The sequence below is a fragment of the Roseovarius roseus genome, assembly GCF_043355935.2.
Classification (GTDB): domain Bacteria; phylum Pseudomonadota; class Alphaproteobacteria; order Rhodobacterales; family Rhodobacteraceae; genus Roseovarius; species Roseovarius roseus.
Map to the genome: position 1 here is coordinate 1 of NZ_JBHFPE020000031.1, position 12,100 is coordinate 12,100.

At 58.3% G+C, this 12,100-nt stretch carries 12 protein-coding genes; 3 read left to right on the plus strand and 9 right to left on the minus strand.

The window, feature by feature from the left end:
* The first annotated feature begins 367 nt into the window (after positions 1 to 367).
* Positions 368 to 1,273 carry an ArdC family protein gene (locus ACEWPL_RS18760; protein ID WP_393928673.1) on the plus strand — a complete coding sequence of 302 codons (906 nt, stop codon included), beginning with the start codon at positions 368 to 370 and terminating at the stop codon, positions 1,271 to 1,273.
* 125 nt (positions 1,274 to 1,398) lie between these two features.
* Here the strand turns inward: ACEWPL_RS18760 and ACEWPL_RS18765 are convergent, their stop codons facing one another.
* The 3 genes from ACEWPL_RS18765 to ACEWPL_RS18775 all read right to left on the minus strand — a co-directional run bounded on the left by ACEWPL_RS18765 (position 1,399) and on the right by ACEWPL_RS18775 (position 3,322).
* Entirely contained in the window at positions 1,399 to 2,703 is a 1,305-nt protein-coding gene (locus ACEWPL_RS18765; protein WP_393928675.1) for a type II toxin-antitoxin system HipA family toxin, read from the minus strand.
* A 2-nt stretch (positions 2,704 to 2,705) separates the two neighbouring features.
* Positions 2,706 to 2,957: a helix-turn-helix domain-containing protein gene (locus ACEWPL_RS18770; RefSeq protein ID WP_393928677.1), complete on the minus strand. Its 252-nt coding sequence runs from the start codon at positions 2,955 to 2,957 to the stop codon at positions 2,706 to 2,708.
* A gap of 185 nt (positions 2,958 to 3,142) precedes the next feature.
* The gene (locus tag ACEWPL_RS18775; RefSeq protein ID WP_393928679.1) at positions 3,143 to 3,322 is read right to left on the minus strand and encodes a hypothetical protein; all 180 of its coding nucleotides are present in this window, start codon (positions 3,320 to 3,322) and stop codon (positions 3,143 to 3,145) included.
* 543 nt (positions 3,323 to 3,865) lie between these two features.
* Here ACEWPL_RS18775 and ACEWPL_RS18780 point away from each other — a divergent pair.
* Both ACEWPL_RS18780 and ACEWPL_RS18785 read left to right on the plus strand, forming a co-directional pair.
* Positions 3,866 to 4,102, plus strand: coding sequence for a hypothetical protein (locus ACEWPL_RS18780; RefSeq protein WP_393928681.1), 237 nt, complete (start codon positions 3,866 to 3,868; stop codon positions 4,100 to 4,102).
* A complete protein-coding gene (locus ACEWPL_RS18785) occupies positions 4,099 to 4,386 on the plus strand; it encodes a hypothetical protein (protein ID WP_393928683.1) in 288 nt (95 codons plus the stop codon). The genes ACEWPL_RS18780 and ACEWPL_RS18785 overlap by 4 nt, the downstream gene beginning before the upstream one ends.
* A 258-nt stretch (positions 4,387 to 4,644) precedes the next feature.
* Here ACEWPL_RS18785 and ACEWPL_RS18790 read toward each other — a convergent pair whose 3' ends face one another.
* The 6 genes from ACEWPL_RS18790 to ACEWPL_RS18815 all read right to left on the minus strand — a co-directional run bounded on the left by ACEWPL_RS18790 (position 4,645) and on the right by ACEWPL_RS18815 (position 11,245).
* Positions 4,645 to 5,949, minus strand: coding sequence for a relaxase/mobilization nuclease domain-containing protein (locus ACEWPL_RS18790; RefSeq protein ID WP_393928685.1), 1,305 nt, complete (start codon positions 5,947 to 5,949; stop codon positions 4,645 to 4,647).
* Positions 5,946 to 6,350, minus strand: coding sequence for a hypothetical protein (locus ACEWPL_RS18795; protein WP_393928687.1), 405 nt, complete (start codon positions 6,348 to 6,350; stop codon positions 5,946 to 5,948). Before ACEWPL_RS18795 ends, ACEWPL_RS18790 begins: the two co-directional genes overlap by 4 nt.
* A gap of 49 nt (positions 6,351 to 6,399) precedes the next feature.
* Positions 6,400 to 8,127: a recombinase family protein gene (locus ACEWPL_RS18800; RefSeq protein ID WP_393928689.1), complete on the minus strand. Its 1,728-nt coding sequence runs from the start codon at positions 8,125 to 8,127 to the stop codon at positions 6,400 to 6,402.
* Complete coding sequence (locus ACEWPL_RS18805; protein ID WP_393928692.1) at positions 8,124 to 9,167, minus strand: tyrosine-type recombinase/integrase; 1,044 nt, start codon at positions 9,165 to 9,167, stop codon at positions 8,124 to 8,126. The genes ACEWPL_RS18800 and ACEWPL_RS18805 overlap by 4 nt, the downstream gene beginning before the upstream one ends.
* Positions 9,164 to 10,870 carry a hypothetical protein gene (locus tag ACEWPL_RS18810; RefSeq protein ID WP_393928694.1) on the minus strand — a complete coding sequence of 569 codons (1,707 nt, stop codon included), beginning with the start codon at positions 10,868 to 10,870 and terminating at the stop codon, positions 9,164 to 9,166. Before ACEWPL_RS18810 ends, ACEWPL_RS18805 begins: the two co-directional genes overlap by 4 nt.
* 165 nt (positions 10,871 to 11,035) lie before the next feature.
* Positions 11,036 to 11,245 (minus strand): helix-turn-helix domain-containing protein, encoded by a 210-nt coding sequence (locus tag ACEWPL_RS18815; protein ID WP_393928696.1) that lies wholly within the window; start codon positions 11,243 to 11,245, stop codon positions 11,036 to 11,038.
* Positions 11,246 to 12,100: the final 855 nt, after the last annotated feature.

The following is a 12,100-nucleotide window of genomic DNA, read 5'->3' on the forward strand; positions in this document are numbered from 1 at the left end:
CCAGACCCGGCCGCGCGCTGCGCTACGCCAAAAGGCTCCGCACGCGGCCTCTTACACCACCCCGAGGGGCACTACCGAGCCTGTAGTCTCGGCCTCGCGGCGTCCATCCCTTGCGCGGGACATGGCCATCCGAGAACGGCTGACACTTCTTTCCTTTTGTTTAGGGCTTTCAGCCCCTGGCCATCAAGACCCAAGCGCCCAGTTGGGCGCGCTTTGGCGCGTATCCCCGTCCTTCCTCCCTTTGGTCGTGCAGGGCGGGTGATCCCCCTCGCGCCTTCGCGGATCATTGACGGCCATCCCCCTGCTCATTGGCACAGGCCTAGTCCAGTTGCACGCGCAACTGACTATCCAATGAAGGGAAAAGACAATGAAGACAGATATTTATCAGAAGGTAACAGACAAGATCATCGCTGATCTGGAGCAAGGCGAGCTGAGCTGGCTCAAGCCGTGGAGCAGCGGCAATCTGGAAGGCAAGATCACCAAACCGCTACGGCATAACGGCATGCCATATAACGGGATCAACATTTTGATGCTGTGGGGTGCATCTGTTGAGGCCGGATATCTCTCCCCGTACTGGATGACATTCCGCCAAGCCAAGGAGCTGGGCGCGCATGTGAAGAAGGGCGAGCGGGGCAATCTTGTCGTGTATGCGAACACTATCACCAAGACAGAGGAACAGGACGACGGCAGCGAGGAAGAGCGCAAAATCCCCTTCATGAAGGGCTATAGCGTGTTCAATGTCGATCAGATCGAAGGCTTGCCCGAGCACTACTATACCAAGCCCGAGCCGGTCATTGATCCAGCATCAAAGATCGGTCACGCAGAGGAGTTTTTCAACCACACCCGCGCAGACATCCGGCACGGCGGCAACTCGGCTCACTATGCAGGGGGCAGTGATCACGTGCAGATGCCACATTTCGAAACGTTTCGTAGTCCCGAAGCATACTATGCCACGCTTGCCCATGAGCTGACTCACTGGACGAAGCACAAGAGCCGCCTTGATCGCGACTTTGGCCGAAAGAAATGGGGTGATGAAGGCTATGCCCGTGAAGAGTTGGTGGCCGAGCTGGGCGCGGCATTCCTTTGTGCTGATCTGGAACTGACACCCGAGGTGCGAAGCGATCACGCAGCCTATATCCAAAGCTGGTTGAAGGTCTTGAAAGAGGACAAGCGGGCGATCTTTTCCGCCGCCGCCCATGCGCAGCGCGCAGCTGATTTCCTGCATGGGTGTCAGCCTGTCATTGAGGAAGAGCAGCAAGGAGCCGCCGCTTAAGGCGGCTCTAAGCTCAGAAAATTTCGCCCGCCATTTGGCGGGCGGAAAACCTTGGGTTTTAATTTATACGGGTTTGCTCAATTGGATTGAGCAAAACGCCATTTATGCAAATCTTGATCGCGTGCTCAAGGTTTGAGGTGGCGCAGCCGGTCCAAGACCGCGCTGCGGATCGAAGTGACAAGCACTTCTGGAAATCCTGCGGGAAGCGCAGCGAAAGTCTTGTCCATCGCGGCTTCTGCCGATGCGTTGATGTTTTCAAAAATGTCGGCAATGGCTTTGCGGGATAGGCCGGACTCAACGCCCGTCTCCATAATGTGACGCCCGATGATATCGCCGACCTTGTAGTGATTTGATTTGCCAAAGCGCATCGCCAGCTTGAATTCCTTGCGCTGTACTTGGCCGTCATCAACACTGGGCTGCACGGTCAGCACGTCATAGAAAGGCGTCATCCGGAAGCGGCCCCCTGGCAGCAAGGCAAGGCTGAAATTCTTGGCATGCCCATCGGTCGCGCCGCTCAGCCAGAACAAGATGTTGGCTTTGAAAAAATCTAGCCGATCTTGCGCGGGCTCGTCACTTCCGAGCAAGAGCCCCATGATCTCCGCGATACCTGGCCCGCCTTCGTTCTGGTATTTCTGGGTTGGCTGCACTGATAGGGCTTGCGCGCAGTCTTCTTGCGGCAAGCGGATGAGACGGCCATCCTTCGTCCAGAGCCGGTCAAACCGCTCGATAACAAGAGCCTTGCGCGCACCGAAGCTGGCCATCTCGACATTTGCGGCGCGCAGGCCAAAGCCTTCCATCAGTTTCAGGCACAGATACTCGTTTTCGACGCTGTTCGACAAATCCATGCCGTTCGGGAGCCGCCCGATCTGCGGCTTGATGATATGTGTTGTCGGTGTCGTGCCCGAGGGCTCTAACCACTTGCCGTCATGCCAGAGAAGGGCGGTTTTTTCCTGCGCGCCTGCCACCGATATCCGGAAGTCCTTTTCTCTCCTGATGCCGAGCGGTGCGACATCCAGTTCACCTAGCAACGCTTCGATGTCCGTCTCACTGACCGCATGGCCGGTGAGATCATCGGCGGCTTGCGGCGCTTCGCCGTCTGGCAAGAATTGAAGCGCGCCAACGCAATCGCGGCCAATTTCACTGAGCAGGCTATAGGCGTCCGTGCCCGCCGCGCCAACGCGCTCCGCAACGCGCCGCCGTATTCCATCATTATCCGGTAGCAAATTTTCGAAAACGGCCATGACGGGCGCGCCGACATAACGATCTTCGCGCAGTGGAAGCGACAGGGACACGGGCAAACGATGCTCCCATGCCAGCCAGTCTTGATCATAGACAAAGCTGATCGCGCCCGTGCTTTCGCGCAAGAGCTGGCCGACATGGCGTGCGTTCAGAAAGACATTCAGCGGCGGATAGCTTCGTTTGCGTCCCATCCTTAAAAGATGTCCTCGAAGCTCTCGGGTGAGCCCTTGCTTCGGCCTTGCACCAGTATCTCAAGATCGAGCGCGGCAAAGATGTCGAAGAGGGTTTCCAGCTTGGTGCCAGGCAAGCCGTTCTCTACCTTTGAAATCGTCTCCTGCCAGACGCCGCTGCGCTCAGCGAGTTCCTTCTGCGTCAGCTTCTTTGCCTTGCGGGCTTGGCGGATGGCGTGCCCGATATCATTTGGTGTGCGTGCCAGGTTTTTCATCTTTAACTCCTTGAAGCTATTATGATCCTTAAGTCATAAAATGTCAATATGATCTATAGGGCATAAAAGGTGTTTATGGTCTATGGCACATAAATCTTAGATATGATCTGAAGATCATGAGCGCCCGAAGGGTGCACAACTGGATGACAAAAAATGCGGCTGACCGTGTGGCCAGCCGCAAAAGATCAGATGCTTGGCGAACGCGTCGCCAGTTCATCCTCGATGTTGCGCATCGATGCCAGCGCATCGCGGCGCTGATCGCTACCGCGCGGTGCTGTTGCAAAGGCGTTGAACGCTTTGGTCAGAAGACCATGCAATTCTGCCGTGCTGCTGGATGCCGCTTCAAATCGTGAGACGAGTTTCATGGCACTCCTCCTCTTATTTCAAGGAGGCCCCGAACCACTCAGGGCCTTTCGGCCCGGACACACACAATCATCGGCCAGTGAAGGCGCTGATGGTTCGGCAACGATCTTGGGATAGGGGAGTGGTGCGCTTGAAGATCGCCCAGCTCAATTTGTTGAGGCTTATCCAGCAGGTGGAAAAGGATTGACGGGACTACTGACGGGGTTTCTCGACATGAATTTGCCAGCCGCACCGATAGATTCCGCGCTGCTCTTGCCCTTTCTGCATCGAAATTCTCAGGAGTGGGTGACGGCGGAACGCCAAGATTGAACTACGGCAGTGATCATTGGACAGGTCGCGATTTTTCGAGGGCCAGAGTTTCCAGTCTTGCTTAGGGCTTGCTTGCAACAAGAACCTTAAAATCCCTAGCCGGATGCGGCTCAGTCTTCAATGTTCTGCCCGCACCACCTGGCTTCGCCAGCCGTGTTGAACATGCACCCTGATCCTTTGCCTCCGGCTTATCGGGAGGGCGTTAGCAAGCAAGCCCCAAGCAAAGGAGAAACAACATGGCACGCGAAAACACGAACCAAACCCAGCAGATCAATGCGCCGGACTATCTGGCATGGCACGTCACCCAAAGGGCTGATAAATCCTTCTGGACCAAGGTCGGAGCAGCATGGAAGCACAAGGACGAACGCGGCTACACGCTTCAGCTTGAAACCTGCCCGATCAATGGCCGGATCGTTCTGCGCCTTCCGCTGGAAGATGCACCGGACACAACAAACGAAGCGGGGCGCGCATGAGCGCCCCCATCACTTCCCAGATCGTTTGGGACGGCGTTCAGGTCGAGATCACCTACCGCCAACGGCGTTGGAAATCTGACTTTGACCATATCGAACTCCACGTCGAAGAGGGCCGTATCATTCCGGTAACAGAAACGGGATACCGCTCGCACTTCCTCCCCAATGGCATCGTGGAAGAGTACGGCGGTCCCGAAGGCTTCGTCCGAGCGTGGCTCGATCATGAGGCCGGAAGCTCAGACTGGAAGAAGCGCGAACAAGCCTCGCGTCAGCTATCGCTGTTTTGAATCTGCTACATCGAGTCAAATTACGAGGGCGCGTTTTCGTCGTCCTCGTACCAATCAGTCTTTGAGGCCCGTGGCTTGAATTCTGGGACCAAGACGTCTGGCTTTTGCTTGTGACGGGCATGGGTTAGGCGAATAGCCAACCTCACGGTATCCTCGGCAGCAAGATGAAAGTGCTGTCTCAGTTCATCCAGTTGACGGGCATGGGCATCGTCTAAATTGAGCATAAGTGTGTGTCGCATAGCGACCTCCTTTCGTAGGTTACTGGTTAAATTCTGGGCCGCCATCGCGGTCGCGCCCGCGTTGCCGGTCGCGATTGCGCGTTCGGGGTTTCCGTTCTTTTGTCTCCGGTACGCGCCCAATGGACATGGCATGCGCTATATCTCGAAACAGTGTTTCGAGAGTTTCTCGCTGACTTCTGCGAACCGCCACAACCGTGCGCTGCAAAGCCCGTCGTTCCATCAGTTGTTTTTGGATCAACGCTTGCCGTTCGGCGCGGTCTCGAACTTGTTCCCGACCAATCTCGGCTTCATTGATCTGTCTGATCTTTCGGTTTTTGCCGGAAATCCAACCCCAAAGGCCACGCAGACCGCGCGGGGTTCGCGCGGCTCGCTTTTGCTCTTCGGCGATGCGGCGCGTCTCTTGGGCATCTTTCATCTGCGCGCGCGCTTTTCTGTGTCGCTCGACAACCTGTTCTCGCTGAAACTGAAGGGTCAGGCTGGCTTGTTTCGCCTTAGCATGTGCCTCGTCTGCCCATGCCTTTAGCTTCGGAGTCAGAAGTGCGCCGATATATGCCTTGGTCTCGTCCACAGATCGCAATTGATGAGGATCGCCGAGCCGTGATTTCATTTCTTTGACTTTCACTCCGCAAGCGCGGGACAGTGAGTGTGCTTCGCCTTTCCAGCTGATCGCGACGAAGTTGCGTCGATCACCATGCGCAAGCCAGAAGCCTTTCTCACGCAGCGCCGCTTCGAAACTCTCCCGACTATCTGAGATATTCCAGCACTCCCGCAGCAGAGCTTTCGTCTGTTGCGGGTCAAGGCCTGTTCGCTTCGCCTTTTGCCAGTCTTCCAAAGTGAACTTGAGAGGATCGCGCTTTCGAGGATCGCGCAGACCTTCGGGCATTGGCCAGCCTTGTTCTAGGAAGAGCTGCTTGGAAATAGCCGTCAGCTTGCGTTTGTAGAAAGACAGATTGATCGCCTTCATTTGTGCACCGTCGATCTTTGACCAGACCGCGTGAGCGTGACGACGGCCTTCCTTTTCGTGAAAGACAATGGCGCGCGGTTGATCGTCTAGGCCGAGTTCGAGCTCAATCCGATTGATTGCAGCCTCGAAAACCTCGACAGCGACTTCTGCGAATTCGGGTGGACTGAGGCTGAGCGAAAACAGATGGTTCACGCATCGCGTGCCCATCGCCACCGCTTCGCATTCTTGTAAAGCGCCATGAAGATCATCTGCGACGAACCCACGAAGCTCGTGCAGCTCCACGTGATCATTGTCGCGGGTGTTGAGTAGGTGCCGCGCAAGATTGCCCGAGTTGCCGCGTTCGTTACCGTTCAAGATCATGACGCGCCTCCATTCTTGCCGAGCGCGTCCAGCAGGGCCGCGCGCATGGCCGACACGTCGGCGCATGCCTGGCGTAGTTCAGCTTCGGTCTCTGGGTGCACAGGAAGCGTGCCGGTGTTGACGGCGCGTGCCATCTGATTGAGGTTTGAAGAGAGGCGTGATTGACCAAGTGTCGAAAGCACGCGGCCGAGCGATTGTTGGTCTTTGATGGGGTTTGTGTTGCGCCGACGAACTTTCGGCAGCTCGCCTTCGAACAAGACTGCCTTAATGTACGCGCCCAGGGGCACGCCGTTCGCACTTGCTTCAAGCTGCGCGCGTTCTTCAAAGCTGAGCCGCAGTGAAAACGGCGCTTCTCGCTTTGTGATCTTTCCTTTCGAGTTAAACTCGGTCTTCGCAGACATGTCGGGAAACTCCCCAACGCGCCGATAAGAAGCTGATTCTATTTATGAATCAGGCCTTCTTTCGATACGGCACATCGTACTCTGCGATGAGTGAGAGACGATGGTTGCGAGCCCCCGCAACCAATGCTTCGCGGACATCGTTGTCCGGTGAGAGGCGTTTAGTGCGCCCTCCCGCAACCACTTTTACCGAACCATTACTGATAAAGGCTTCAGCCTCTGGCTGAGCCAGCCCGACAAGGGCTGTGATCGCGCCGTCAAGGTCGATCCGAATGCCGTCCTCCAGCTCGTGCACCGTCACGGACTGGATCAGACCGCGAATGGTCTCCAGCGCCACTGGCCGGATCTCCGGATCTGCCAAGGTCTCGGACAACTCCTCCACTTTACGGCGATAGATTTCGCTCAGCTGCGGATGCAGCCTCACCGGTGACGGCTCAGGGGCTGCCAGCTGCACGTCGATCTTGGCCAGCCGCGCCTCCATGTCTTCCAGCTTGGCCTTCAAGCCAGCCGTGCGCAGGCCATCAGCGATGGCCTCGTAGAGCCCGTCCAGACGGCGCGTGATCTGGGCGCGCTCTGTCTCGAGCCGGGCGCGCGCCGCGCTTTCTTCAGCTCGTCCAGCGTTCATCTCGCGTCCGACTGAAGCTATGAACGCTGCGACGGCCTCGGGGCGCATCAAACGGTCCCGCAGCAGATCCAGCACGATCCCTTCAAGTTCTCCGCGTCTGTAGGAGCGGTTTTGCGTGCAGGTGCTCTGCTTGCGCGCCGCAGAGCAGGCGAGGTAATCCTTGCCGACGGACGCAAACCCGCCGGCACAACGCCCGCACCGCAGGAGACCTGTCAGCAGATGGGTCGAGCGCCGCTTCTCCCAGAACCGGCTCTCCCTGATCGCCTTCACGCGCGGCGTGGCGTCGATCTCGCCTTGCCGCTCTTTGACGCGGGCCCAGAGCGCGTCATCTACGATGCGCAGCTCCGGCACTTCCGTAATGATCCACTCATCGTGTGGATTGAGTCGGGACACACGGCGTCCAGTCTCTGGATCCTTGATATAGCGCAGGCGGTTCCAGATCATCCGTCCGATGTATAACTCATTGTTGAGCAGCCCGGTGCCCCGGATGCGATGGCCGCGAATGGCGGTGTCGCGCCAGGCCTTGCCGCTTGGTCCGGGGATCTTCTCACCGTTGAGTTTTTTGGCGATTGCCTTGGGCGAGAGGCCGTCGCTGAACTCCGTGTAAATCCGGCGGATAAGATCGGCTTCATGCTCATTGATTGTGCGCTCGCCTGTCACGGGTTGCCCGTCTTCGCCGAGACGACGCACCACGTCATACCCGTAGCATTTGCCGCCGCCCGAATGACCGCCTTCGACCCGGCCCCGCAGTCCGCGCCGCGTCTTGGCGGCCAGATCCTTGAGAAAGAGCTGGTTCATTGTGCCCTTCAGGCCGACATGCAGCTCGTTGATCTCGCCTTCGGACAAGGTGATGATCCTGACCCCGTGAAAGCTGAGCCGCTTGTAAAGGGTTGCCACATCCGCCTGATCCCGGCTGAGCCGATCAAGGGCCTCGGTCATGACAATGTCGAAGCTGCCCTTGCTGGCTTGGTCCATGAGACCCTGAATGCCGGGGCGCTGCATACTGGCGCCGGAAATGGCCATGTCCGAGAACACCGTGGTGACAGTCCAACCTTCGCGGGTGGCGCGCTCTTGGCATATCCGCTGTTGGTCCTCAATCGAGGCCTCGCTCTGCATCTGCGAAGAAAACCGGGAATAGATGGCAACGCGTGTCATGATCGCTCCCCTTTGAGGCGCTTGAGCAGAGAGGCGTAGTCCCGGCCCGCCTCGATGGTTTGGGCGTGGATGTAATGGCGTTCGGCGGTCCTGAACCCCGAATGTGCCAGAACGGGGCGGATCAGTCGCGCACTTTCTGGTGAAATCCGGGCCAGCGTCGTGGCTGCTGCATCTCGGAAGAAATGGGGCGGGACCCGCTTGCCGGTCAGCTTGAGGGTGAGATCCCCAATGCGGCTTCCAATGTAATTCTGTCCGATGATCTCGCCCTTCTTGCCGACCCAGAGGATGTCATGATGCTGGTCGCCACGCGCCAGCAGGGCAGGGCGAACCTCCTCGATGTAGTGGCGCAGGCCCGATTCAATTTGCTTCGGGACCGCAGCGTCCCAAGGCACACCGGTCTTCGTCATGTCTTCGGAGAGTGACAGGAGGATCACGTCGTCGTTCACATGAGTGGAGTGACCGACGGCCAGCTCGCAGAAGGCGCGGCGGCGGATTGGCAGGACGGCCAGCAGGGCGATCATCATGCCGTCGCGCTGGCAGATCATCCGCTTGAGAGGATTGGGGAGGGTGTCGGCATCAACGGCGGCATGCGCCAGCCCCGCTTTGAGCAGCACCTCGCTTGATAGGATACGACCTTGCTTGCGTGCGGCATCGCCGCGCCCCGCGACACGCTTCAAGCCCCCGAGCAAACGTCTCTGCATCGTCCAGTCGTGATCAGGATCAGCAGCCCGAAGCACGCGTAGCACGCCGTCGATGAACATCAGCCGCGTCATGGGCTTCGTGTGCTCAAGCGCGCTCAACCAAGATTGCAACCGAGGCAGGGTGGCGCGATCAACCGGCGGCAAGGCAAGCGCGTCCGGGGCGGACGCCGTCAGCCATTGCATCCACCGTGCGTAGCGGGCCTCAAGGGTTGCTAAAGAGGTCTGACGCAGATGCGCCAGCGCCCCCCGATCATCCAGCGGACCCGCCTGCTTCTTGAGCGCTTCCCACATAGCGCGATCCAGGTCGGGCCATTCGGCAAGAGGCAGGACGAGACTCATTTGCCGCGTCCTTTCTTGGTCGCCATGAGGTCAGCAAAAGCACGGGTTGCCGACTTCACCTCGAGGCCGGAATACATGTTGATCGTATGGCTGACGGCAGAATGGCCGAGGAGCCGGCGGGAAACCTCATAGCCGCCCGGATTGGCATCCAGCCAGTTCATTACAGCCGCATGGCGAAACAAATGAGAATTGACGACGAGTCCCGTCACCTTGTGCACACGCTTTTTGATGCGAGCCGAAAGTTGCCCAGGCTTCACTGACTCTACGCCATCGCGACGTGGAAACAGCCAAGGCGTTCCAGCCGGGCACATGTGTGGGCAGCGCGAGGCAAGGTGGCGATCGATCATGCGGATCACCTCTTTTGGCAGCTCGAACTCGAGAGGGCGCTCATTCTTCAGATCGTCTTCGGTCAACACCAGATATGCGCGGCCATCCCCAGGGCGCTGGATGTGTTGCTCCAGATGAATACCGGCAAGCTTCTTGATCCGCACTGGGCAGACCAAGAGGATGGCGATGGCCACGGCATCTTCGCGGGCCAACGCCTTGGTGTAGTCATTCGCCTTGCCAGCGGGTGGGTTGTTGAACACCCGTTCGGGCAGCTTCAAAAGACGCAGCATGCTCTGGTCGTTCTGCAGGACGCGCAACCGGTCGCGGTTCTTACGCGTCATCCCCTTCTGCGGGGCAACGGCGAGCCGGGTTGCCAATTTGGCGAGCTGCTTCTGGGTCTCAGGCGGCTGGCCTGTGATCCGGCTCAGGTTGCGCAGCAGCGCAGCCACTTCGCTGATCATCTTAACCGTCTTGTTCTCGGTGCGAGAGAGCATCTGGCGCAAACCGCGCTCTGCTGTTTTGGGATCTAGCAGCGCCGCAATGCTGTCGATTTCCTCAATGGGCATACCTGCGTGCACAAGTTCGGATGCAAAGCGGATCAGCTGACGGCGATATTGAGTAATCGTGGCCGGGCGCAGGGCCCTCGCGCGGCCATCTTCGGCCAGTGGATCAGGATGCGAGAGGCGAAACATGAGATGCTCAAGGTCGGTCATAAAGCGCTTGGGAAACTCTGTCTCCGGCAGTTTGATGACCTTCTGACGACGTTCGAGCGGCAGGGTGATCTTCGGCCAGTTGGGCACGCTGCGTGATGCGAGGTTCCAGCCATTGACGGCTGCGCGATAGGCCACCTCCGGCGACTTACTGATCTCGTTCTGGATCAGTGCCTCGCGGTAGGCCTGCGCCTGCTCCAAGCGGACATCATCCGGCGCGACCGCCCGGTTGTTCAAGAAATGCACGAAACGGCAGAGGGCAGGCTGCAGGGTCTTGCTCTGCTGGGAGGCCAGCACGCCGGCCCAAAGCTTTTGCCACGCGGGCGAGAGATCTATGATGCGGCTATCGCGGCGCTCGATGATACCGATATGGACCATCGCGGCGCGCGCATCGCTCTTTGCATTCTGCCAGGCCTTCGTGCTCATGCCGATGCCCGCAGGTGCGATCTTCTCCAGCCGGGGCTGCAACCAGCGGCCATGGCAGGGCACATCCTTCGGCGTGCGGCCGATCGCCTTGGCCACACGGTTCAGCCCTGAGATCATATCGCGGCGACGCGTGGGCTTCAGGGTCTGGTCGCTCTCCATCGATGAAATCAGGTCCGAGAACATTGGCGTGCCCTTCGGCACGAACGCCATATCACCATCAATCTTCAAATAATAGCTCATCGGGTGGTCTCCTTGTGGACATGAAAGGTCTCGGGTGGACAGGCGGGGACAGGGGGTCCGATTCGGGAAAAGAGTAGCATGTATAGTCCGCAACTTATGGAGGGGGCGTCTTCCCGAAAGAGGCATAACATGTTGACACTAATGGACATTGGTGGCCTCTGGTGGTCACCAGCGCGAGGCGGCCCTGTAGGCCGCATGCGCCGCCGGATCGATGCGCAACAAGCGCCCCCCGGGGCCAACACGGACGGCCTCCAGAAGGCCCGCCGCAATCGCGCGGCGCACCGTCTTCTCGGAGCAGCTGTCGAGTTCCGCCACCTCCTTCACACTCAGAAGGCGGCGGGGCTGGTCAGTCGTCTTGGTGGGTTGCCGGGGCATCGGGCATCTCCGTGATGTCGGGAGCGTCCGCCGCCAGCTCCCGCGCTGCCTGCCGCGCAAGCAGGTCGACCAACCGCAGGACGGCAGAGTCGATCTGCGCATCGGCAGGCTCAGGTAAATGGGAAGGGGAAGGGACGCGTGGCATGGCCTGACAGTCGGGCTTTAGCCCTTGCCACACCAAGTGCATCGATTGGACATCACCGTTGCGCGCCCGCCAGTTGGCATGAAGCCCGCGCAAATACTCTGGCTGATGACGCACGTCCTCTTTAGACTAAAGCTTTAATGGGGAAGCTAGACGCGACTATTAAACCGATAGCCAATAGATGGTTGCTTCTAGCGCAGCAGTGCCACTGCTGGGGCTTAGGCAGGCCGCTGAAAGAGGATTTTGAGCAGCTGTTCTCGTGGAACTGATCAATGCCGGTTGCAAGAGGTTTTCATCAGCTTGATGAGAGAGCGCAAAATTGCCCTGTTTTGCCAGCGTCGGGGGCTACGTCAGACTTTTTCAGCGACCTGTTAGGCAGGACCGCCAGAGACGTATCCAAAGTAGTATTGCAAAACCGCTTGTGACTTGATCGGCCCAGAGCTGCCTATATTAGCTAACGCTATGATTGTCGGCTTCGCATCCGCCCTATGGATTCCGATCGCTTTCCCATTGCAAAAGTTATGTCGATCATCAGGCGCCCGTTTTGCCGAGTGCCCTTGAAATTTGCCTATTTCTGCGGGGAACTAGTGTTGGAGTAGTAACGAATACTATTAGGTGTTCAGTCCCGCCTTGGCCGAGAGTGTCCGATCTTTTGTGTATGACTGATCCGGTTCATGCTTCACCAAAAGGAAGCATGAATGACCATCTCGAAA

Coding starts and splice junctions, on each gene's coding strand:
- ACEWPL_RS18760 (WP_393928673.1), top strand. CDS start 368: ATGAAGACAGATATTTATCAGAAGGTAACAGACAAGATCATCGCTGAT.
- ACEWPL_RS18765 (WP_393928675.1), bottom strand. CDS start 2,703: ATGGGACGCAAACGAAGCTATCCGCCGCTGAATGTCTTTCTGAACGCA.
- ACEWPL_RS18770 (WP_393928677.1), bottom strand. CDS start 2,957: ATGAAAAACCTGGCACGCACACCAAATGATATCGGGCACGCCATCCGC.
- ACEWPL_RS18775 (WP_393928679.1), bottom strand. CDS start 3,322: ATGAAACTCGTCTCACGATTTGAAGCGGCATCCAGCAGCACGGCAGAA.
- ACEWPL_RS18780 (WP_393928681.1), top strand. CDS start 3,866: ATGGCACGCGAAAACACGAACCAAACCCAGCAGATCAATGCGCCGGAC.
- ACEWPL_RS18785 (WP_393928683.1), top strand. CDS start 4,099: ATGAGCGCCCCCATCACTTCCCAGATCGTTTGGGACGGCGTTCAGGTC.
- ACEWPL_RS18790 (WP_393928685.1), bottom strand. CDS start 5,949: ATGATCTTGAACGGTAACGAACGCGGCAACTCGGGCAATCTTGCGCGG.
- ACEWPL_RS18795 (WP_393928687.1), bottom strand. CDS start 6,350: ATGTCTGCGAAGACCGAGTTTAACTCGAAAGGAAAGATCACAAAGCGA.
- ACEWPL_RS18800 (WP_393928689.1), bottom strand. CDS start 8,127: ATGACACGCGTTGCCATCTATTCCCGGTTTTCTTCGCAGATGCAGAGC.
- ACEWPL_RS18805 (WP_393928692.1), bottom strand. CDS start 9,167: ATGAGTCTCGTCCTGCCTCTTGCCGAATGGCCCGACCTGGATCGCGCT.
- ACEWPL_RS18810 (WP_393928694.1), bottom strand. CDS start 10,870: ATGAGCTATTATTTGAAGATTGATGGTGATATGGCGTTCGTGCCGAAG.
- ACEWPL_RS18815 (WP_393928696.1), bottom strand. CDS start 11,245: ATGCCCCGGCAACCCACCAAGACGACTGACCAGCCCCGCCGCCTTCTG.